The organism is Streptomyces pinistramenti (assembly GCF_020564935.1).
Classification (GTDB): domain Bacteria; phylum Actinomycetota; class Actinomycetes; order Streptomycetales; family Streptomycetaceae; genus Streptomyces; species Streptomyces pinistramenti.
Genome location: NZ_JAJCXB010000088.1, coordinates 1 through 19887 on the forward strand (window position 1 = coordinate 1; position 19887 = coordinate 19887).

Sequence of the window (19887 nt, forward strand, 5' to 3'; positions counted from 1 at the left end):
CTGTGGGCCGCCCCCGGCCGCGTCACGGGGTGAAGGAGGGGCGTCACCCGCGCCCGCAGGTCACTCCTCGCCCGCCAGCGTCAGGGACCGCAGCCTGCGCGCCGCGTACCAGGTGGCGCCGGCGGTGACGACGACCAGCAGGCCGATGGCGAGCGGCAGTTGCACGTCCGAGGTGACGGCGCCGTCGGCCGCGATCTTCTGGCCGACCGCGAGCGCCCACTGCTGGATGCTGAGCGTGCGCGCACCCGCCACCAGGCTGCCGAACAGGGACTCCCAGACCAGGGCGTAGACCAGGCCGAAGACGACGGCGTGCCGGCTGACCGTGCCGAAGAAGAGGAACAGGGCGCTGTAGGCGACCGAGGCGACGGCCGCGGCCACCGCGTAAGCCACCGCGATCTGCTGGCTGTTGCCGTTCAGGACGAAGCCGGCGATCAGTACCGGCACGGCCGAGAAGGCCACCGTCACACCGATCGCGACCAGCAGTTTGGTGAAGATGATCGTCGACCGCCTGACCGGCTTGGCCAGGAGGTAGACCACCGAGCCGTCGTCGATCTCCGGGCCGATCGCGCCCGTACCGGCGATGACGCCGATCAGCGGCACCATCGTGGCCAGCGCGAAGCCGCCCAGGACGCCCTTCGCCGTGGTGTCGTCGGCGCCGCTCAACACGCGGACCACCAGGGCGATCACGATGAGGAGGGCGGGCAGTGCGAAGAGGATCAGCGCGCGGCGGCGGCCGAGCAGGGCCCGGTAGGTGAGGCGGGCGACGGTCGGGTGGAACAGCGAGTGCGACGCGGCCGGTGCGGACATCGGCGGGGCCGTCGGAGAGGTCGTGGACATGCGTCGGGGCTCCTTTCCGGCCGCTCAGGCCGCTACGAGGTAGGAGAAGACGGATTCCAGCGACTCGTCGGACGGCGAGACCGCCAGCAGGCGGATGCCGTGGTCCCGTGCGACGCGTGGCAGGAGTGCGGTGAAACGGGGGAAGTCGACGGCCTGGACGCGCAGCACGCCCTCGGCGATGTCCACCTCGATGCCGGCCGTCGACGGGTCGGCGATCAGCGCACCGGCCAGGGCGCGGTCGTTGTCGGACCGGACGACGTAGCGGTGCGGGCGGTCGGTCATCAGCCGGCGGATCTTGCGGAAGTCGCCGGACGCGGCGTGCCGGCCGGCCACCACCACCTCGATGTGCGAGGCCAGTTGCTCGACCTCTTCGAGGATGTGCGAGGAGAACAGGACCGTGCGGCCCTCGTCCCCCATCCGCCGCAGCAGCTCCATCAGCTGCATCCGCTGCCGCGGGTCCATGCCGTTGAACGGCTCGTCGAGCAGCAGCACGGACGGGTCGTGCACCAGCGCCGACGCCATCTTCACCCGCTGCCGCATACCCTTGCTGTACGTCGAGATCTTGCGGTCCTGGGCGTACTCCATCTCGACGGTGCCCAGCGCCCTGGCCGCCTCTGCGCGGCCCAGCCCGTGCAACTCGGCGTTGGCGACCACGAATTCGCGGCCGGTGAGGAAGTCGTACATCGCCTCGCGTTCGGGGACGATGCCGATCTGCCGGTAGCTGCGTTCGTTGCGCCAGATGGTGGTGCCGTCGAGGGTGACCGTGCCGTTGGAGGGGGCGAGGAAGCCGCCCATCATGTTGATGAGGGTGGACTTCCCCGCGCCGTTCGGGCCCAGCAGCCCGGTCACACCGGGGGCGATGGTCATCGTGATGTCGTTGACCGCGACGACGTTGCCGAACCAGCGGGAGACGTGGTCGATCTGAAGAGTGCTCATGGGCGGGGCCCATTCCTTCGGAGGGTGGCGGGCGGGGCGATGGCGGGCGACGGGATGACGGACGCGGGGGCGTACCTCACAGGCCCGCCTTCCGGTAGCGGCGCATCAGCAGGGCGTAGCAGCCGGCGATGACACCCAGCGTGACGAGGAGGTAGACGTATCCGGCTGCGGTCGATGGCTCCAGGCCGTTGGGGAAGGAGCTGGTGCCACCGAGGAACACCGTCTGGAGGCCGTCGATGAGGGTGGTCGGGGAGAACAGGCCGAGCCAGCCCGCCGCCGCTTCGTTGCCCTGCACGAACGCGATGCCCTGGACGGCGCTCACCGCCCCGTAGGGGATGGTCAGTACGGCGATCACCGCGGCGACGCCGAAGCCGCGGCGCGGGGTGAGCGCGGAGACGACCAGGCCGATACCGGCGAACAGCAGCGACAGCAGCGCGATGGAGACCAGGCCCTGGGCCAGACCCTTGGTCTGGTCGAGGAAGTCCAGCTTCGCCAGCAGCGCCCCCACGTACAGGATGACCAGGGGAGCGCCGGTGAGGAGGAAGAGCGCGCTCGCCATGGCGGCGAACTTGGCCACGACGTAGTCGGCCCGCTCGATGGGGCGCGAGAAGTACAGCGGTACGGACTTGAAGCGCAGGTCACGGGAGACGGACTGCGGCGCCTGGGAGGCCAGGTAGAGGCCGATGACGGCCTGGACGTAGATCGCGTAGCGGGTGTAGCCGACGGGGAGGCTGCCCGCCTTGGTCACGACGGTCACCGCCACCATGATCGCCGCGGGCAGGCACATCACCGCGAAGAGCAGCATCGGCAGCACCTTGGACTTGGCCGAGCGGCCGAGTCCGTAGGCGCCGCGCAGGCTCTGCGAGAACAGCGACCTGCGGGCGTACGCACGGCCCAGGCGCGGGCCGTCGTAGTGGCGGTAGCCGATGTTGTGAATGACGTCGGGCACCGCTGCGGGCGCCTGCGCGGCAGTCTTCGCAAGGGTCTTTGCGGTGGTCTCACGCGACATCGGGGGCACCTCCTTCCTGGGGGGCGTACGAGACGGCGGGGGCGGGAGCGGCGGTGGGGGCGGCGGCCGCTGCGGCCGAGGATTCCGCCGCCGCGTCCGCGTCGCGGAAGACCTCGGCGATCCGGTGCCGCTGCTGTTCCATCCGGACCAGCCCGATGCCGAGTCCGGCGACGGTGTCCCGCACCAGGTCGTAGGTCTCCTCACCGGACACCTCGACGTGCAGCAGATGCCCGGAAGCGGCCGGGCCGTCCGCACCGGGAGCCGCGGAGGTCACCACGGCTCCGGCGGCCGACAGCGCGGCGCGCAGCGCCTCGGTGCCGTCGGGACACGTGTCGGTGTCCGTGACCTCGACCGCCAGCGAGGCGGTGACCTGCGTGAAGTCGTCGGTGGCCGACGAGCGCAGCAGCTTTCCGCCGTCGATGACGACGACGTGGTCACAGGTCCGCTCCAGCTCGCCCAGGAGATGGGAGGTCACCAGGACGGAGATGCCGAAGTCCGTGTGGATGCGGCGGATCAGCGCCAGCATCTCGTCCCTGCCGACCGGGTCGAGGCCGTTGGTCGGCTCGTCCAGGAACACCAACTGCGGGTCGTGGACCAGCGCTTGGGCCAGCTTCACCCGCTGCTTCATGCCGGTGGAGTAGCCGCCGATGGGACGGTAGCGCTCCTCGTACAGGCCGACGTGGCGCAGGGTGTCAGCGGTGCGTTCCCGGGCCGCGGTGGGCGGCAGCCCGGACATCCGGGCCATGTGGACGACGAATTCGGTGGCGGAGACATCGGGTGGCAGGCAGTCGTGCTCGGGCATGTAGCCGACGCGCTCACGGATCGTGCTGCCGTGTGCGGTCACGTCCATGCCGAGGACGTGCGCGGTCCCCTCGGTGGCCGGGGCCAGACCGAGCAGGATCTTGATCAGGGTGGACTTTCCGGCGCCGTTGGCACCCACCAGGCCGGTCACGCCGGGGGCGATGTCGACGGACAGCCGGTCCAATGCGGTCACCCGCGGGAACCGCTTGCTCAGGCTTTCGGTCACGATCACAGTCACGTCATCGACCGTAGTGGCGCTTGCCACGCCGGTCGTCAGCCCTGGCGATGGTGTGTCCCTACCTCTCCGGGACGAGAGCCCGTAGGGGATCCCCTCCCTGGGGCGCATCCGGCCCCGGGGACGGCGGCCGGCCCGCCCTGCCACGGCCCGGCGTCCAGCGGTCCGGAGCACGCCTGTGCCGCACACCCCTTGACGCAGCCTCCGGTCATTGTCACATTCATCAGTGTCAAGTTACGCGCACGTACCGCAATGCCCCGCTTACGGACGGACGGACGGTTGGCGATGGCTTCAGTGACCTCAGTGACCCCGGCGGAAGGCGGCCGGCTCACCGCCGAACTGCGCGGATTCCGGGACGTCCAGCGTCTCGCCTACGCCTGCGCCGAGGCCGTCGCCGCCCAGCTCAAACCCGGCGTCACCGAGCGGGATGCGGCCCGGATGCAGCGCACCTGGCTGCGCGAGCGCGGCGTACGGGACTGGTTCCACCTCCCCTTCGCATGGTTCGGCGACCGCACGGCCTTCGCCAACTTCCGCATCCCGCTGCAGTTCTTCCCCACCCACCGCGCGCTGGAGCCGGGGATGGCCTTCATCCTCGACCTGGCCCCCGTCCACCACGGCTACACCGCCGACATCGGCTACTCCGGCTGCCTGGGACTCAATCCCGTGCACGACCGGCTGCTGGCGGACCTGGAGGCGCACCGCGAGCTGATCCTGCGCGAGGTCCGCGAACGGCGGCCGCTGCGCGAGATCTACGAGGACGTCGAACGGCTCATGGTGCGCCAGGGCCACACCAACCGGCACCGGGCCTACCCCTTCGGCGTCATCGCCCACAAAATCGACCGGGTCAAGGAACGCCGCTGGTCACCCACCCTCTTCGGATTCGGCACCCAGTCGCTCAAGGGCCTGGCGGCCGACGCGCTGCACGGACACCGCGACGGCTGGTCCCCGCTGTGGAGTCCGTACACCTTCTCCGACCATCCGCCGCAGCCGGGCCTCTGGGCGGTCGAACCGCACCTCGGCTTCCGGGGCACGGGGGCGAAGTTCGAGGAAATCCTCGTGGTGACGGACTCCAAGGACCCGCAGGAAAGCGCCTTTTGGCTCGATGACGATCTGCCGCATGTGCGGCGCTGGCAGGAGGAGAAGGCCGCGTGAACACGGTACGTGGACAGGAGCAGGGGCGTGGGCAGGGGCACGGCCCGGGGGAGGGTGCGGAGAGCGCCGGGGCCGGCGGGGCGGCCGACGGCCTCCGGGGGGCGCGGGAGCGTCGGGTGCGCACCGGGGGCATCGAGCTGTGCGTGGCCGAACTGGGTGATCCGGCGCAGCCCACCGTGATGCTGGTGCACGGCTATCCGGACAGCAAGGAGGTCTGGTCCGAGGTCGCCCGCGGCCTGGCCGGCCGCTTCCATGTGGTGCTCTACGACGTCCGCGGCTGCGGCCGCTCCACCGCCCCGCAGCCACTGCGCGGCGGATTCACCCTGGAGAAGCTGACGGACGACTTCCTGGCCGTCGCCGACGCCGTCAGCCCGGACCGGCCGGTGCACCTCGTGGGCCACGACTGGGGATCGGTACAGTCCTGGGAGTTCGCCACGGTCCGGCGCACCGAGGGCCGGATCGCGTCCTTCACCTCGATGTCGGGCCCCTCCCTCGACCACTTCGGCCACTGGATCAAGCAGCGGATGGCGCGCCCTTCGCCGCGGCGGGCCGCCCAGCTCATCGGCCAGGGCATGAAGTCCTGGTACGTCTACATGCTGCACACCCCGGCACTGCCCGAACTGGCCTGGAAGGGCCCGCTCGGCAAGCGCTGGCCCGCCATCCTGGAGCGCTTCGAAAAGGTGCCGGGCGGCGGCTACCCGACGCCGTCGCTGCCCACCGACGCCGCCCACGGCGCATGGCTCTACCGCGACAACGTCCGGGCCCGGCTGCGCCGCCCGCGCGCCGACGCCTACGCGCACTGCCCGGTCCAGCTCATCACCCCGACCGGCGACATGTTCCTCTCGGAGCGGCTCTACGACGACCTCGAACAGTGGGCCCCCCGGCTGACCCGCCGCACCCTGCCGGCCAAGCACTGGGTGCCGCGCACCCGCCCCGACCAACTGGTCTCCTGGGTCACGGAGTTCGTGACCGCCCAGGAGGAGGGCGACCCGGCGAAGGAGGCAGCGGCACGCGGACCGCACGCGGACCGCTTCGGCGGGCAGCTGGTGCTGGTGACCGGCGCGGCCAGCGGCATCGGCCGGGCGACGGCCTTCGCGTTCGCCGAGGCCGGTGCCCGGATCATCGCCGTGGACCGGGACGGGGAAGGGGCCGCGCGCACCGCCGACATGGCGCGCCTGATCGGCGCCCCGCAGGCGTTCGGCGAGGTCGTCGACGTCTCCGACGCGGCGGCGATGGAGAAGCTCGCCGACAAGGTCGACGCGGAGTACGGCACGGTCGACGTCCTGGTGAACAACGCCGGCATCGGCCTGTCCGGATCCTTCATGGAGACCACGCCGGAGGACTGGAAGAAGGTGCTCGACGTCAATCTCTGGGGCGTCATCCACGGCTGCCGGACCTTCGGCAGGCGGATGGCCGACCGGGGGCAGGGCGGCCACATCGTCAACACCGCATCGGCCGCGGCCTTCCAGCCCTCCCGGGTCCTTCCCGCGTACAGCACGTCGAAGGCGGCGGTGCTGATGCTCAGCGAATGCCTGCGCGCGGAGCTGGCCGGGCAGGGCATCGGCGTCTCGGCGATCTGTCCCGGCCTGGTGAACACCGGCATCACCTCCACCTCGCGCTTCACCGGCGTCTCGGCGGACGAGGAGAAGCGCCGCCAGGCCAAGGCCGCCCGCGCGTACGGCATGCGCAACTACCCGCCGGAGAAGGTCGCCGACGCCGTCCTGCGTGCGGTGGTCCGCAACCAGGCGGTGGTCCCGGTGACCCCCGAGGCACGCGGCGCCCATCTGCTCTCCCGCTTCGCCCCACGAGCCCTGCGCGCAATCGCCCGCATCGAGCCGCCTTTGTAGGGGTGCGGCGGGGAGGGGCCGGGGCGGGGTGCGGGCCCGGCGCGGTTGCGGGCCGGGGCCGGGTGCGATCCGGGGCCGGGTGCGATCCGGTCCCCCGCCAGGAGGTGAGCGCGCCACCCCGCGGGTCACCCGGGCGCGGCCAGGAGCACCGGAAACACCAGGGCACCAGAGACCAGGACCACCGGAGGCACCAGAAGAACCACCAGGTCAGGAGCACCGTCACGACAGGAGTCGCGCATGAATACGCCACGACCGGAGGAGCACCACCCCATCGCACCGCGCCGGGTCTCGTTCGACTGGCGCGGCACCCCGCTGCACTGGATACCCGACGAGCCCACCGCCACCCATGTCATCAACGTGCTGCACCTGCTGCTGCCCGCGGGTGAACGGTGGTTCGTGAAGGTCTTCAAGGAAGCGCTGCCCCTGGTCCGGGACGAGGACCTGCTCAGGGACGTGAAGGGCTTCATGGGCCAGGAGGCCACCCACAGCGTCCAGCACTCCTCCGTCCTGGAGCACCTGGCACACCAGGGGCTGGACACCGGCCCCTACACCCGGCACGTCGACTTCCTCTTCGAAACCCTGCTGGGCGAACAGCCTCCGTTCGGCGTCCCGGTCCCCGCACCGGAATGGCTGCGCTTCCGCCTCGCGCTCATCGCCGCCATCGAGCAGTTCACCGCCGTACTCGGCTCCTGGGTGCTGGAGGCCGACGGCCTGGACCACGCCGGCCCTGACCCGGTCATGCTCGATCTGCTGCGCTGGCACGGCGCGGAGGAGGTCGAGCACCGCGCGGTCGCCTTCGACATGTACCAGCACACCGGCGGCGAAGACCCGGGCCGCTACCTCCGGCGCCTCCTGAGCATGGCCGTCACGGCCCCCGTCCTGCTCTACCTCTGGGCCTGGGGGGCGGCCTATCTGCTGCGGCACGATCCCCAACTCGCCGCCCGCTCCCGCTATTCGCTGCGGGAGCACAACCGTGCCGTCGCGAAGGGGCTGCTGCCCAGCTGGCGTCGGCTGGGAGCGGCGATACCGCGCTACCTCCGCCGGTCGTACCATCCCTCGCAGGAAGGGTCGCTGCGCACGGCCGTCGCCTACCTGGCGTCCTCCCCGGCCGCACGGGCCGCGGCAGGTGCGGTGGGCCGCGCGGCCATCTCGTGAGGAGCACCACCTTGACCGACCAGCCGCAGCCGGAGTACCGCATCGAGGATCTGGCCCATCTCAGCGGTGCCACGGTCCGCACGATCCGCGCGTACCAGGACCGCGGCCTGCTGCCGCGGCCGGAGCGCCGGGGCCGGGCCAACGTCTACGGCGACGCCCACCTGGCCCGCCTCCGGCAGATCTCGGACCTGCTGGAACGCGGCTACACCCTCGCCAGCATCAAGGAACTCCTGGAGGCGTGGGACGCCGGCCGTGACCTCGGCGGGGTGCTGGGACTGGTGGCCGAGATCGACGGGCCCTGGACCGACGAGAAGGCGTCCCGTATCGGCCGTGCCGATCTGCACACCGCGTTCGGCGGCGTGCCCGACGACGCAGCGCTCTCCGAGGCCGTCGAGCTGGGTGTGCTGGAACGCATCCCGGGCCAGGACGACGAGTTCTTGGTGCCCAGCCCCCAGGAGCTGGCCGTCGCCGCCGAACTGCACTCCGCCGGTGTGCCGTTGGCGGCGATTGCCCGCCATCTGCGGGAGGTGCGCGCCGAGGTGGAGCACATCGCCTCGCGCTTTCTGGACTTCACCACCGAGCATGTCTTCCGGCCCTTCCTGGACCACCCGCCGACGGAGGCGGAAGCGGTCGAAGCGGCGTCGCTGATCCGCCGGCTGCGTCCGCTGGCCCAGCAGACCATCGATGCCGAGCTGGCCCGCGCCATGCGCACCCTCGCCACCCGGCATCTCCGCCACCACCTCGTCGAATCCCTCCCTCCGGCTGCCGCGTACCGGCCCGCGGCGGCGGCCCCGTCGGCACGGCATGAGCTGCCCGACGGCGACCAGCGGGCGCGCACCACCCCCAGCACCGGCCCTCGCACCTCGGCCCCTGGCACCCCGGCCCCTCGTGCCTCAGACGCCCATGCCGCGGACGCCCATGCCGCGGACACCTGTGCCGCGGCCCCCGGCGTCCCGGCCGCCCGGGATGCGGCCGGCCGGGATCCGGTGGCGCTCCCCGCAGCGACCGTGCGCGCCGTGCGGGACCTGGTGGGGCCGGAGAACGCGGCGGAGTTCATCGCGGCCGCCGCTCAGCGCGAGGTCCAGGCCCGCACCATGGACGCCCTGGCCTCACCCACCGCCCGAGACGGCCGGACCACCGCCGCGGCGAGGCCGACGGCAGCCACGGCAACGACGGCCGACCTGACCGGCGAGAGCGGCTGACCCGAGCGGGCACCGCGGCAGCCGCTCCGAACCTCTCTCTGCAGTTGTCAAAGGGCGGTCCGGGGGCGCCGACGCGCACCGGAAGAAGTCGTCACCGCACGGGATCGGGCAGCCAGTTGCCGTGGAACCCGTAGGGCACTCGCTGCGGAAGACGGACCGTCGCCACGGGGCCGGCGGATATGTCGTCGGCGTCGAGCACCACGAGATCACTGGTGTCGGTGGCGGCGTCATGGACATAGGTGAGCAGCCAGCCGGGGCCGCCGGGGGTACCGTCCGCCGGCGCGAAGGCCGCCTCCCCCGGGGTGCGGCCCGGACCGAAGTCGTGCCGGACGGCCGATCCGGTCCGCAGGTCGTAGCGGAGCAGTGCGCCCGCCTCCGGGCCCGAAAAGGGCAGCTCACACGAGGTTGCGTGGCCGAATCTGGCCGGGCCGCCCGCCAGCCGGTCATCGATGCGGGGGAACTCGCAGAACCGGTCATCGAGCTGTTCCTCGGTGACCGTGCCCGCGGCGAGGTCGATGGTCCAGCGCCACAGGTGGGCGGGGTCGCGGCCGCCGAACGTGGCGTACCGGGAGACGTACAGGACGATGCGCTGGTCGCCGTCGTCGTGGGCGTTCAGGGAATGGAAGACGTAGCAGGGGTCGATGGGCAGCCAGCGGACCTCGCCGAACGGGTCGTCGCGGCGCAGCACGCCCAGCCTGGCGCCGTACTCCGGATCCCAGCCGTACGGCATGCCGGGCAGCTTGCGGTCGAAGACGACCGGGAGGTCCATGAACACGACGTGTGCCTCGGTCAAATGGAAGTCGTGCATCATCGTGTGGCCGGGCACGTCGATGGGGCGGCTGACCGCCAACTCGCCTGCTGCGTCGGCGCGGTGGTAGGTGAGGTACGGGGGCCGGGAGCCGCCGTACCCGAAGAAATGCAGTTCGCCGGTGGTGGGGCAGGTCTTGGGGTGGGCCGTCATGGCGGTGGTGAGCCGGCCGCCGAAGTCGTGCGGCCCGACGGTCTCCAGCTCGTGGCCGGGGCGGCAGTCGACCTCGTAGGGGAACGACGATTCCACCAGTGCCAGGGTGCGTCCGGCATGCCGGACGATGTGAGTGTTGGCCAGGCCGGCGGTGTGGTCGAAGTGCCCCTGGCCGACGACCACCTTCGCGCCGTCGGTGAAGGTGGAGGTGCGGACCCAGCGGTTGCGGTAGGAGACGGCCCGGCCGCCTTCCAGGCGCAGGCCGTGGACCATGCCGTCGCCGAGGAACCAGTGGGGCGAGGCGGCATCCCGCGGGTTGGGGCCGTTGCGCAGGTACCAGCCGGTCAGCTCCGGCGGGATGGCGCCGTCAACCGGCAGGTCGTAGCAGGTCAGTTCGTCCGGCACCGGGGCGAAATTGCCCGCCAGGTGGGGTGCGGGTGGGGATGCGGCCATGGCGTCATGCCTCCTGGGTCTGCAGCTGGACACCGGTCTCCCGGGCGAACCGGGCCTGGGCCCGGTCCGGGTACGTGGCGGTGAACCTGATCGGAACGACGAATGCGGCGATCTGGACGAGAATCGAGCAGAACATGCTCAACCCGTAGGCAGCAATGGCCAGTTGGGCCAGTGCGGTGAGCGTGAAGGACAGCGCCCACACCGCGGTGATCACGACGCTGATCCGCCGGAAGAGCGGACTGCCCCAGACCTCGGGCGGCGCCATGCGGCGGGCCATGGCAAGCGTGAAAGGGCACCTGACGGCGATCGACAGCCAGGCGATGAGCGCGAGCCAGCCCGTGGACAGTGCGTTGCTGTAGGACTCCAGGCCGCTGTCGGGCCGCACGAAGGCGAGCACGGTGAGCGCCGCGAAGAACACGATCGTGCCGTACTCCAGCATGCGTCCGGCCGGCGACCAGCCCGCCGCACGGTCGGACACGAGCAGCACGGCCGCGAGTACGAGCCCGGCGAGCGCACCCCACTGCCAGCCGAACGAGGACGCGCCCGCGAAGGCCAGCCACGGCAGGAAACCCCTCAGGTAGATCATGACCCCCCATTTCGCGGACCGCGGGCAATTCCCCCGGCACCACATTCCACTTCAGACATGTCGAAGATAGAAGGTGCATCTTTGACATGTCAAGAGTGGAAGGTAAAGTGACGGTCATGAGCCTGAGACATGCCGTGCTCGGATTGCTGTCCGAAGCCCCCGCCAGCGGCTACGACTTGATGAAGCTGTTCAACGTCTCGCTGGCCGAGGTCTGGCCTGCGACGCAGAGCCAGGTCTACGGCGAGCTGGGCAAACTCACCACCGCAGGGCTGGTCGAGGTCGCCGCCCACGGCCCCCGCGGCCGCAAGGAATACGCGATCACCGACAACGGCCTGACCGAACTGCGGCACTGGCTCACCGATGTCGAGCCCAGCGGTCCCGCCCGCCACGACGGCCTGCTGCGGGTCTTCTTTCTCGGCGTCCTCACCCCGCTCGAAGCGCGCACCTACCTCTTGCACATGGCCGCGGACGCCGCCCGCGCCCGCGCCCGGTACGAGGAAATCGACCAGAAGACGGAGTGGGACGAGGACATGATCTCGGTCTACGGACGGCTCTCCCTGGAGTACGGCCTGCGGATGTCGACGGCGCACGAGGAGTGGGCGAAGTGGGCCGCGGAGGAGATCGGTTCCGCGAAGGCCAGGAAAGCGGGAGAGCGCGTCAGGGACCGGCGGGCGCACAAGGAGTGAGGCGCCCGGCCGGCCCGCCACGGCGGGTCGCCGCGGGCCTCACCGGGCGGAAATCAGGTGCCGGTCCGGGCCGGATGGGTGTTCCGGGTCAGAGGCCCGGCGCGCCCCACACCGGGAACCACCGGCCGAGGTCCTCCTCGACCGTCAGATCGTCCGCGAGCATCGCCCGCAGCTGGAGTTCGAGCGGATTGTCCCGCTTCTGGCCGCCGTCGCCCTTCGGCGCGAACGGGTAGAACGTGCCGCGCTTGTAGAGATAGACGAGCGCCAGCCGCTGCCCCCGCTCGTTGCGGAAACCCATCAGCGAGCAGAGCAGCTGGGGGCCGAACCCCGCGCCTTCCAGGGCCGAGTTGACCGCGTGCAGGTCGTTGACCAGCCCCGCCGCGTCCTCCGGGGCATGCCGCGCCTGCATCCAGGTATAGCCGTACGCGTCCTGGCTGAATTCAACCGGTGTGCCCAGGAGGGCCTGCACCTCGTCCTGGATGCGGGCGAATTCCGCGCCCTCGACGCTGGCGAAACACACCGATCCCAGGCCCGTGGGCGTGAACCCGGCGGCGGCCTGGAGGGTGACCGCCGCGGACGGCAGGGCGAACAGCCGGTCCAGATCGGGGCGTACCGGCTTGCTGCGGCCCAGAAGGGCATCCAGAAATCCCATGCGCTCCATACTCCTCGCTCACTGTGGTCCGGCGCCCGGCACACCCCGTGCCCGGCGCCGCCGTCCTTCCCGGCACGCCGTCAGCGACGCCCCGGGCATCGGGCCGCACCCTGGTGCGCCGGTCGCACCCGCCGTCCGGTCACGGCCGTCCCAGCTGCGTCGAGATCCGTCCCAGCTGGTCAAGGCGCTGTTCCAGCGTCGGGTGCGACGACAGCAGCCGGCTGAAGGTCTCCTTGTTGAACGCGGGGGCGAAGAAGAAGGCGTTGAACGGCTGGGACTTGCGCAGGTCGTCGGTCGGGATCCGCGCGATCTGCCCGGTGATCTTCGTCAGCGCAGAGGCCAGCGACGACGGACGGCCGGTGAGGATCGCGGCGGCCCGGTCGGCGGACAGCTCCCGGTAGCGCGACAGCAGGCGGGTCAGCAGGAAGCTGATGGCGTACACGACGGCGCTGACCGCGGTGACGACAAGGACGGCAATCGCCGCGTTCTGGTCACGGTTGTTGCGTCCGACGCCGCTCCACAGGGCGGCCCGGGTGATGATTCCGGCCAGGACGCCGAGGAACGAGGCGATGGTCATCACCGCGACATCGCGGTGTGCGACGTGCGACAGCTCGTGCGCCAGCACACCCTCCAGCTCATCGGGCTCCAGCCGCCTCAGCAGTCCCGTCGTGGCGCAGACCATGGAGTTCTTCTGGTTGCGGCCGGTGGCGAACGCGTTCGGCACATCCGATTCGGCGATGGCCACCCGCGGCTTGGGCATGTCGGCCAGCGCGCACAGCCGGTCGACGGCGCCGTGCAGTTCGGGCGCCTGCTCGGGGGTCACCTCACGGGCCCCCATGCTGAACGCGGCGATCCGGTCGCTGAACCAGAACTGCGCGATGAACAGGCCGCCCGCGATGATCAGCACCACCACCCACGCGCCCTTGAGCAGCACCACCAGCGCCCCGACGACCACGACGTACAGCAGTCCGATGAAGAACATCGTCATGACCATGCGGGAGGTGAGCCCGCGGTCGGGGGCGAAACGGGTCTGTGCCATGGCTCCTCCACACGTCGCGTTCCGCGCACGGTACGGGCCCGGGACCGCCCCGATTCCTGGACGCCGGGTCCTGCACAGTACGCCGCTGCCCCGATTCTCCCTCTTCTTTCCTACATGTGGGATAAAGCCCAGGCCAGCGGCGCACCATAAGTCCCGGAGAGAGCGGGAAGGCCCCGGGACGGTCAGGAGTCCAGCTGTCCCAGCGCCTCCGTGGCGATCCGCTCGAAGACCGCGACATCGGCCGCGAACATCGAATCGGCGATCGGCCAGTGCAGCACTATCTCGTCGAAGCCCAGCTCGGCATGGGCACCGGCGAAGTCCACGAACGCGTCGAACGAGTCCAGCGGCCGGTCGGGGGTGAACCCCGTCAGCAGGATCTTCTGCAGCTCACCGGGGTCGCGGCCGATGTCTGCGCACGCCTTGCCCAGGCGCTCCACCTGGCCTTCGAGCGCCGCCAGCGACTCGGCGGGCGTGCCGCCCGCGTTGACCACCTTCGGATCACCGGTGGTCACCCATGCCTGCCCGTACCGGGCGGCCAGCTTCAGGCCGCGCGTCCCGGTGGCCGCCACCGCGAGCGGCAGCCGCGGCCGCTGCACGCACCCGGGGATGTTGCGGACCTCGTGCGCGGAGTAGTGGTCGCCCTCGTACGTGACGACGTCCTGCGTCAGCAGCCGGTCGAGGAGCGTGACGAACTCGCCGAAGTGGTCGGCCCGCTCCCGCGGCGACCACGGGTGCTGCCCGAGCGCGGTGGCGTCGAATCCGTTCCCGCCGGCGCCGATACCCAGCGTGACGCGGCCTTCGCTGATGTCGTCGAGCGAGATCAACTCCTTGGCGAGGGTGACCGGGTGGCGGAAGTTCGGCGAGGTGACGAGGGTGCCCAGGCGCAGCCGGGAGGTCGCGGCGGCGGCCGCCGTCAGCGTCGGAATCGCGCCGAACCACGGCCCGTCGCGAAAGCTCCGCCAGGAAAGGTGGTCGTAGGTGTACGCGGTGTGGAAGCCCAGCTCCTCGGCGTGCTGCCACACCTCTCTTCCGCCGTCGGACCAGCGGCGGACGGGGAGGATCACGGTGCTCAGTCGCATACCCCGAGCCTACGGCCGCCCGCCGGAACCCCCGCAAGGCACCGGAGGGAACCGGTCCGCCCCGGGCCCGCCGGCCGGGCGCGGCACCCGTCCCGGCGTCCCGTACCGGCCATCCCACGGGCTCAGGCGCGCGCCCCACCGCACGTCTGCGCGCCGCGGTACGGGAAGATGGACCGGTGACTGATGCCTCCGCGACGCCACACCGGGTGCCCGAGCCGGCCCTCGGCCCCCGGCTGATCGCCACCGACCTCGACGGCACCCTGCTGCACGACGACAAGACGGTCTCGGACCGGACGATCGCCGCGCTCGCCGCCGCGGAACGGGCCGGCGTCGAGGTCTTCTTCGTCACCGGCCGCCCGGCCCGCTGGATGGGCGTGGTCAGTGACCATGTGCACGGTCACGGCCTGGCGATCTGCGCGAACGGCGCGGCCGTCGTCGACCTGCACCGCGACCGCCGCATCGTCGAGGTCAGCCCGCTGGAACGCGCCGTGGCACGCGCCGTCGTGGACGCGCTGCGCCGCGCGGCGCCCGGCACCACCTTCGCGGTCGAGCGCACCGGCGGCATCCACTACGAGCCGCAGTACCCGCCCTTCCACCTGGATCCGGCCGCGGTCATCGCCCCGGTCGAGAAGCTGCTCGCCGACGACTTCGCACCGCCACCAGGACCCGCACCGACGCGCCTGAACGGATCCGACCTGCCGGACGGCACGGACCCGGCCGCCCCGGACGGCCTCGCCCGGCCCGACGGCACGGAAAACGGCGCCTCTACGGGACGGCTGCGGAACGCCGCGACGTACGGCACCACCCCGTCGGGCCTCCTGGCCGCGACACGCACCGGAGCGCCGGACTCCTCCGGGACACCAGGCACCGGCACCACACACCTCACTCCCCGCACTTCCGGCACCGGCATCCCCACCACCGGCCCCGACCAGCCCATCCTGAAGCTCCTCGCCCACCACCCCGACCTGGATCCCGACGCGTTCCTCGCCCTGGCCCGCGCCACCGCAGGCGGCCTCGCGTCCTTCACCCGGTCCAGCCCCACCGCCCTCCTGGAGATCAGCGGCCCCGGGGTCAGCAAGGCCGGGACGCTCGCCCGGTGCTGTGCGGAACGCGGCATCACCCCGGAAGAAGTCGTCGCCTTCGGGGACATGCCCAACGACATAGAGATGCTCGGCTGGGCCGGCACGTCCTACGCCATGGCCAACGCCCACCCCGACGTGCTGGCCACCACCACGGGCCGGACGGTCTCCAACAACGAGGACGGCGTGGCGGCCGTCATCGAGCAGATCCTCAAGCCGTAGGGCCTCACAGCGGCGCCTCCCAGCTGACCCGCGTGCCCGTACCGTCCTCGCCGAGCCCCGGCCCGTAGCTGCTCGATCCGCCGAGCGACTCGGCGCGCTTCGCGAGGTTCTTCAGGCCGCTGCGCCGGCCGCCCGCCGGGATGCCGACCCCGTCGTCCGTGACCGTCAGCCGCACCCCGTCCGTGCCGTCGGGCAGCGTCACCGTCGCATCGACAACGACCTCGATCCGGGACGCCTGCGCATGCCGGAACGCGTTCGACAGTGCTTCCCGCAACGCCGCGATCAGGTTCTTGCCGGTCAGCTCGCCGACCCGGGAGTCGACCGGGCCGACGAAGTGCGCCGAGGGCTGGAAGCCGAGCGGTACGGCGGCCGCGCCGATCTCCCGCAGCACACGGGTGCGCAGCCCGGACGGCGCCTCGGCCGGGCCCTGCTGGAGCGCGAAGATCGCGGTCCGGATCTCCTGGATCGTCACGTCCAGTTCGTCCACGGCCTTGCCGATGCCCTGGGTGACCTCCGGCACTTCGGCCCTGCGCTGCGCGCTCTCCAGCAGCATTCCGGTGGCGAACAGCCGCTGGATGACCAGGTCGTGCAGGTCGCGAGCGATCCGGTCGCGGTCCTCGTAGACCGCGAGGCGCTCGCGGTCCCGCTGCGCGTCGGCGAGCACCAGGGCCAGCGCGGCCTGCGCGGCGAACTGCTTGGCCAGGGTGCGTTCGGCGGCGGTGAACGCGCGCCCGCCGCGGTTCCTGGGGGTAGCGAGGGTGCCCAGGACCCGGCCGCCGCTCTTGAGCGGCAGCATCATGCTCGGTCCGAAACGCGGCGCGATGGCGGTGATCATGCGCGGATCGGTGGCCGAATCGTCCACGAACACCGGCTCGCCCGCCAGGAGTTGCGCGGTCACCGGGCTGTCCGGCGGGATCTGCGTCCCCATGATCCCGGTCGGGTCGTCCGCCGACACCGCGACGATCTCCAGGCCGCCCTCCTCGTCCGGCAGCAGCACGATCCCGGCCGCCGAATCCGCCAGCCGCCGCGCCTGCTCGGCCACCACGGCGAGCGCGTCGTCGACATCGCTGCCCGCGAGGAGTTCGGTGGTCACCGCGACCGAACCGTCGATCCAGTGCTCCCGCTGCCGGGTGACGGCGTACAGCCGGGCGTTGCCGATCGCGATGCCCGCTTCGGTGGCCAGCACCCGCACCATGTGCAGGTCCTCCTCGCTGAACTGCCCGCCGCCGCGCTTCTCCGTCAGATAGAGGTTGCCGAAGATCTCGCCCTGGACGCGGATCGGCACCCCCAGGAACGTCCGCATCGGCGGGTGCCCCGGAGGCAGACCGGCCGAGCGCGGATCCTCGGTGAGGTCGGACAGCCGCATCGCCTGCGGGTCGTGGATGAGCGCGCCCAGCAGTCCCTTGTGGCCGTCCGGCAGCTCACCGATACGCCGGTGCTCCGCCGCCGTCACGCCGTACGTCACGAAGTCGGACAGGCCCTCGCGCGCCTCGTCGATGAGGCCGATCGCGGCGTACCGGGCGTCGGCCAGGTCCGCGGCGGTCTCCGCGATCCGGTCGAGGGTGATGTGCAGATCCAGTCCGGCGCCGACCGTGCGCATCGCCTCCAGCAGCTGCGGCACCCGTGCGGTCAGCTCGGACGAGAGGCCCTGCAGGCTGCGGGTCGCCTCGGTCGCGGCGCGCATCGGGTCGGGGTCGGATCCGGCGGGCCGGAAGTCCGCGGGATCCTGGGGTCCTGCCGTGGCTGCCATGCCCCGAGCCTAATAACGACGCTTTTCCGAGGAAAGTCCAGTTATGCGGGCAGGGCCAGGACGCCGCTACGCGCGCCCGCCGCCGACTGCGGCGGGCCGTACGCCGCGTCCACCGCACGCTCGCGTTCCAGCATGCGCCGGAACGGCCCGTCGGCCGCGGCCAGCTCCGCGTACCCGCCGTGCTGCACGGCCCGGCCGTCCGCCAGCACCAGCACCTCGTCGACCTGGTCGAGACCGGTCAGCCGGTGGGTGATCAGGACCGTCGTACGGCCCTCGGTCGCGGCCAGCAGATCGGCGGTCAGCGCGTCGGCGGTGGCCAGGTCGAGGTGCTCGGCGGGCTCGTCCAGGACGAGCACGGGGAAGTCCGCCAGCAGCGCGCGGGCCAGCGCGAGGCGCTGCCGCTGGCCGCCCGACAGCCGGGCGCCGTGCTCGCCGACCATGGTGTCGAGCCCGTCGGGCAGCCCGCGCACCCACTCCGCGAGCCGCGCCCTGCCGAGGGCGTCCCACAGGTCCTGGTCGTCACCGGACGGCTGCTCTTCGCCGGCGGACGCGACGGCGTCCGGGTTCCGGCGGGCCAGCCGGAGGTTCTCGCGCAGCGAGCTGTCGAAGAGGTGCGCGTCCTGTGCACACAGCCCGACCAGACGCCGGACCGCCTCGCCGTCCAGCGCCGCGGCCTCCACACCGTCCAGCGTGTAGGAGCCGGCTTCCCGGTCCAGGAACCGCAGCAGCACCTGCGCGAGCGTCGTCTTGCCGGAGCCGGAAGGGCCGACGACGGCGAGCCGCCGGCCGGCCTGCAGGGTGAACCCGACGCCGTCCAGCGCGAGGCCGGCCTGCCCGGCATGGCGCGCGGTCAGATCCTTTACGACCAGCGGGAACGGCGAGGTGGGCGCGGGGGCCGGGGACGCCGGTTCGACGACCGGATCCGGGGCGTCCAGCACCTCGAAGACCCGTTCCGCCGCACGCCGGGTGCGCTGGCGGTACTGCACCGCGAGCGGCAGCCCGGCCACCGCCTCGAACGCGGCCAGCGGCGTCAGCACGACCACCGCGAGCGCCACCCCGTCCAGCCGCCCCTCGCGCACCGCCTGCACGCCGGCCACCGCGGTCGCGGCCACCGTCAGCCCGCACAGCAGCGCCGAAAGACCGGCCCCCGCCCCGGCCGCCGACGACGAGCGGGACGCGATCCCGGTCAGCTCCCGGTCCGCGCGCCGCACCGCTTCCGTACGGCCCGCGAGCGCGCCCGCGACCGTCAACTCGGCCGTGCCGGTGAGCAGATCGACGATCCGGGTGGACAGCCGCCCCCGCGCGGGCGCCAGCTGCCGCTCCGCCCGGCGGGCCAGCGCGCCCGACACCGCAGGCACCCCGGCACCCGCCAGCAGCAGCCCGGCAGCGAGCAGTCCGCCCGCCTCCGGCAGCAGCCAGCCGGTGAATCCGACGGTCCCCGCGCCGACCAGCACCGCGGCCCCCACGGGCAGCAGCCACCGCAGGAAGTGGTCCTGCACGGCATCGACATCGGCCACCAGACGCGACAGCAGATCGCCGCGGCTGCGCCCCTTCAGCCCGGCGGGCGCCAGCCTCTCCAGCCGCCGGAAGACCGCGACCCGGACATCGGCGAGCATCCGGAACACCGCGTCGTGCGCCACGAGCCGTTCGGCATAACGGAAGACGGCACGGCCGATGCCGAACGCCCGGGTCGCGGTGACCGCCACCATCAGATACAGCACCGGCGGCTGCTGCGAAGCCCGGGAGATCAGCCACCCGGACGTCGCCATCAGCCCCACCGCGCTGCCCAGCGCCAGACTCCCCAGCAGCAGCGCGAGCGCGAACCTGGACCTGCGGGCACGGGCCAGCCGGCGCAGCCGCGACAGCGCCGATCCGGCCCCTGCGCCCCTACCGGCCGGCTCCGGCACGGCGGCGGGGACGGCGGCAACAGGAGCCGGGGCGACGGCCGCGGGCGACGGTACCCGCACCGCACGGGACCGGGTGGCGCCGCCGCCGTCCGCCGGATCCGGCAGCCGCACGGTGCGGTCGGCCACCGCGAGCAACGCGGGCCGGTGCACGACCAGCAGGACCGTACGCCCGGCCGCCAGGCGGCGCACCGCGTCCACGACCGCCGCCTCCGTCCCGCCGTCCAGGCTCGCGGTCGGCTCGTCCAGGAGCAGGATCGGACGGTCGGCGAGGAAGGCGCGGGCGAGCGCGATGCGCTGCC

At 72.2% G+C, this 19887-nt stretch carries 17 protein-coding genes; 6 read left to right on the forward strand and 11 right to left on the reverse strand.

Annotated elements, in window-relative coordinates; translation table 11 throughout:
* Positions 1–60: 60 nt before the first annotated feature.
* From LIU39_RS32720 to LIU39_RS32735, 4 genes are all read right to left on the reverse strand, one after another.
* Positions 61–780, reverse strand: coding sequence for an ABC transporter permease subunit (locus LIU39_RS32720; RefSeq protein WP_227050601.1), 720 nt, complete (start codon positions 778–780; stop codon positions 61–63).
* Positions 781–861: 81 nt separating this feature from the next.
* The gene (locus LIU39_RS32725; RefSeq protein WP_227050587.1) at positions 862–1773 is read right to left on the reverse strand and encodes an ABC transporter ATP-binding protein; all 912 of its coding nucleotides are present in this window, start codon (positions 1771–1773) and stop codon (positions 862–864) included.
* 76 nt (positions 1774–1849) lie between these two features.
* Positions 1850–2782, reverse strand: coding sequence for an ABC transporter permease (locus LIU39_RS32730; protein ID WP_227050588.1), 933 nt, complete (start codon positions 2780–2782; stop codon positions 1850–1852).
* The gene (locus LIU39_RS32735; RefSeq protein WP_372464133.1) at positions 2772–3848 is read right to left on the reverse strand and encodes an ABC transporter ATP-binding protein; all 1077 of its coding nucleotides are present in this window, start codon (positions 3846–3848) and stop codon (positions 2772–2774) included. Before LIU39_RS32735 ends, LIU39_RS32730 begins: the two co-directional genes overlap by 11 nt.
* Positions 3849–4103: 255 nt before the next feature.
* Between LIU39_RS32735 and LIU39_RS32740 the strand changes: the two genes are divergently transcribed.
* From LIU39_RS32740 to LIU39_RS32755, 4 genes are all read left to right on the forward strand, one after another.
* Positions 4104–4970 (forward strand): M24 family metallopeptidase, encoded by an 867-nt coding sequence (locus LIU39_RS32740; protein WP_227050590.1) that lies wholly within the window; start codon positions 4104–4106, stop codon positions 4968–4970.
* A gap of 116 nt (positions 4971–5086) precedes the next feature.
* Positions 5087–6817: an SDR family oxidoreductase gene (locus LIU39_RS32745; RefSeq protein ID WP_227050602.1), complete on the forward strand. Its 1731-nt coding sequence runs from the start codon at positions 5087–5089 to the stop codon at positions 6815–6817.
* A gap of 237 nt (positions 6818–7054) precedes the next feature.
* Positions 7055–7972: a metal-dependent hydrolase gene (locus LIU39_RS32750; RefSeq protein WP_227050591.1), complete on the forward strand. Its 918-nt coding sequence runs from the start codon at positions 7055–7057 to the stop codon at positions 7970–7972.
* A gap of 11 nt (positions 7973–7983) precedes the next feature.
* Positions 7984–9174, forward strand: a complete 1191-nt coding sequence (locus LIU39_RS32755; protein ID WP_227050592.1) for a MerR family transcriptional regulator — start codon at positions 7984–7986, stop codon at positions 9172–9174.
* A 91-nt stretch (positions 9175–9265) separates the two neighbouring features.
* On the opposite strand, the gene LIU39_RS32760 is transcribed toward LIU39_RS32755, so the two are convergent.
* Entirely contained in the window at positions 9266–10588 is a 1323-nt protein-coding gene (locus LIU39_RS32760; RefSeq protein ID WP_227050593.1) for a carotenoid oxygenase family protein, read from the reverse strand.
* A 4-nt stretch (positions 10589–10592) separates the two neighbouring features.
* Entirely contained in the window at positions 10593–11174 is a 582-nt protein-coding gene (locus tag LIU39_RS32765; RefSeq protein ID WP_227050594.1) for a hypothetical protein, read from the reverse strand.
* A 116-nt stretch (positions 11175–11290) separates the two neighbouring features.
* On the opposite strand from LIU39_RS32765, the gene LIU39_RS32770 reads away from it, so the two are divergent.
* A complete protein-coding gene (locus LIU39_RS32770; RefSeq protein WP_227050595.1) occupies positions 11291–11860 on the forward strand; it encodes a PadR family transcriptional regulator in 570 nt (189 codons plus the stop codon).
* A gap of 88 nt (positions 11861–11948) precedes the next feature.
* On the opposite strand, the gene pspAB is transcribed toward LIU39_RS32770, so the two are convergent.
* From pspAB to LIU39_RS32785, 3 genes are all read right to left on the reverse strand, one after another.
* A complete protein-coding gene (gene pspAB, locus LIU39_RS32775) occupies positions 11949–12512 on the reverse strand; it encodes a PspA-associated protein PspAB (protein ID WP_227050596.1) in 564 nt (187 codons plus the stop codon).
* A gap of 139 nt (positions 12513–12651) precedes the next feature.
* Positions 12652–13551, reverse strand: a complete 900-nt coding sequence (gene htpX / locus LIU39_RS32780; RefSeq protein ID WP_227050597.1) for a zinc metalloprotease HtpX — start codon at positions 13549–13551, stop codon at positions 12652–12654.
* Between the two features lie 182 nt (positions 13552–13733).
* On the reverse strand, positions 13734–14630 hold the full coding sequence (locus LIU39_RS32785) for an LLM class flavin-dependent oxidoreductase (RefSeq protein ID WP_227050598.1): 897 nt from the start codon (positions 14628–14630) through the stop codon (positions 13734–13736).
* A gap of 176 nt (positions 14631–14806) precedes the next feature.
* Here LIU39_RS32785 and LIU39_RS32790 point away from each other — a divergent pair, with 176 nt between their 5' ends.
* On the forward strand, positions 14807–15931 hold the full coding sequence (locus tag LIU39_RS32790; RefSeq protein WP_227050599.1) for an HAD hydrolase family protein: 1125 nt from the start codon (positions 14807–14809) through the stop codon (positions 15929–15931).
* A gap of 4 nt (positions 15932–15935) precedes the next feature.
* On the opposite strand, the gene LIU39_RS32795 is transcribed toward LIU39_RS32790, so the two are convergent.
* Together LIU39_RS32795 and cydC are read right to left on the reverse strand one after the other, a co-directional pair.
* Entirely contained in the window at positions 15936–17615 is a 1680-nt protein-coding gene (locus tag LIU39_RS32795) for a sensor histidine kinase (RefSeq protein ID WP_227050603.1), read from the reverse strand.
* 107 nt (positions 17616–17722) lie between these two features.
* Positions 17723–19887 (reverse strand): thiol reductant ABC exporter subunit CydC (cydC, locus tag LIU39_RS32800; RefSeq protein WP_227050600.1); only part of this gene is annotated, 2165 nt, incomplete at its 5' end.

What these genes read in the sequence shown, in the direction of transcription:
- LIU39_RS32750 (WP_227050591.1), top strand. Translation starts at nt 7,055, where the DNA reads ATGAATACGCCACGACCGGAGGAGCACCACCCCATCGCACCGCGCCGG.
- LIU39_RS32730 (WP_227050588.1), bottom strand. Translation starts at nt 2,782, where the DNA reads ATGTCGCGTGAGACCACCGCAAAGACCCTTGCGAAGACTGCCGCGCAG.
- LIU39_RS32795 (WP_227050603.1), bottom strand. Translation starts at nt 17,615, where the DNA reads ATGCGCGCCGCGACCGAGGCGACCCGCAGCCTGCAGGGCCTCTCGTCC.
- htpX (WP_227050597.1), bottom strand. Translation starts at nt 13,551, where the DNA reads ATGGCACAGACCCGTTTCGCCCCCGACCGCGGGCTCACCTCCCGCATG.
- LIU39_RS32770 (WP_227050595.1), top strand. Translation starts at nt 11,291, where the DNA reads ATGAGCCTGAGACATGCCGTGCTCGGATTGCTGTCCGAAGCCCCCGCC.
- pspAB (WP_227050596.1), bottom strand. Translation starts at nt 12,512, where the DNA reads ATGGGATTTCTGGATGCCCTTCTGGGCCGCAGCAAGCCGGTACGCCCC.
- LIU39_RS32740 (WP_227050590.1), top strand. Translation starts at nt 4,104, where the DNA reads ATGGCTTCAGTGACCTCAGTGACCCCGGCGGAAGGCGGCCGGCTCACC.
- LIU39_RS32765 (WP_227050594.1), bottom strand. Translation starts at nt 11,174, where the DNA reads ATGATCTACCTGAGGGGTTTCCTGCCGTGGCTGGCCTTCGCGGGCGCG.
- LIU39_RS32785 (WP_227050598.1), bottom strand. Translation starts at nt 14,630, where the DNA reads ATGCGACTGAGCACCGTGATCCTCCCCGTCCGCCGCTGGTCCGACGGC.
- LIU39_RS32725 (WP_227050587.1), bottom strand. Translation starts at nt 1,773, where the DNA reads ATGAGCACTCTTCAGATCGACCACGTCTCCCGCTGGTTCGGCAACGTC.
- LIU39_RS32760 (WP_227050593.1), bottom strand. Translation starts at nt 10,588, where the DNA reads ATGGCCGCATCCCCACCCGCACCCCACCTGGCGGGCAATTTCGCCCCG.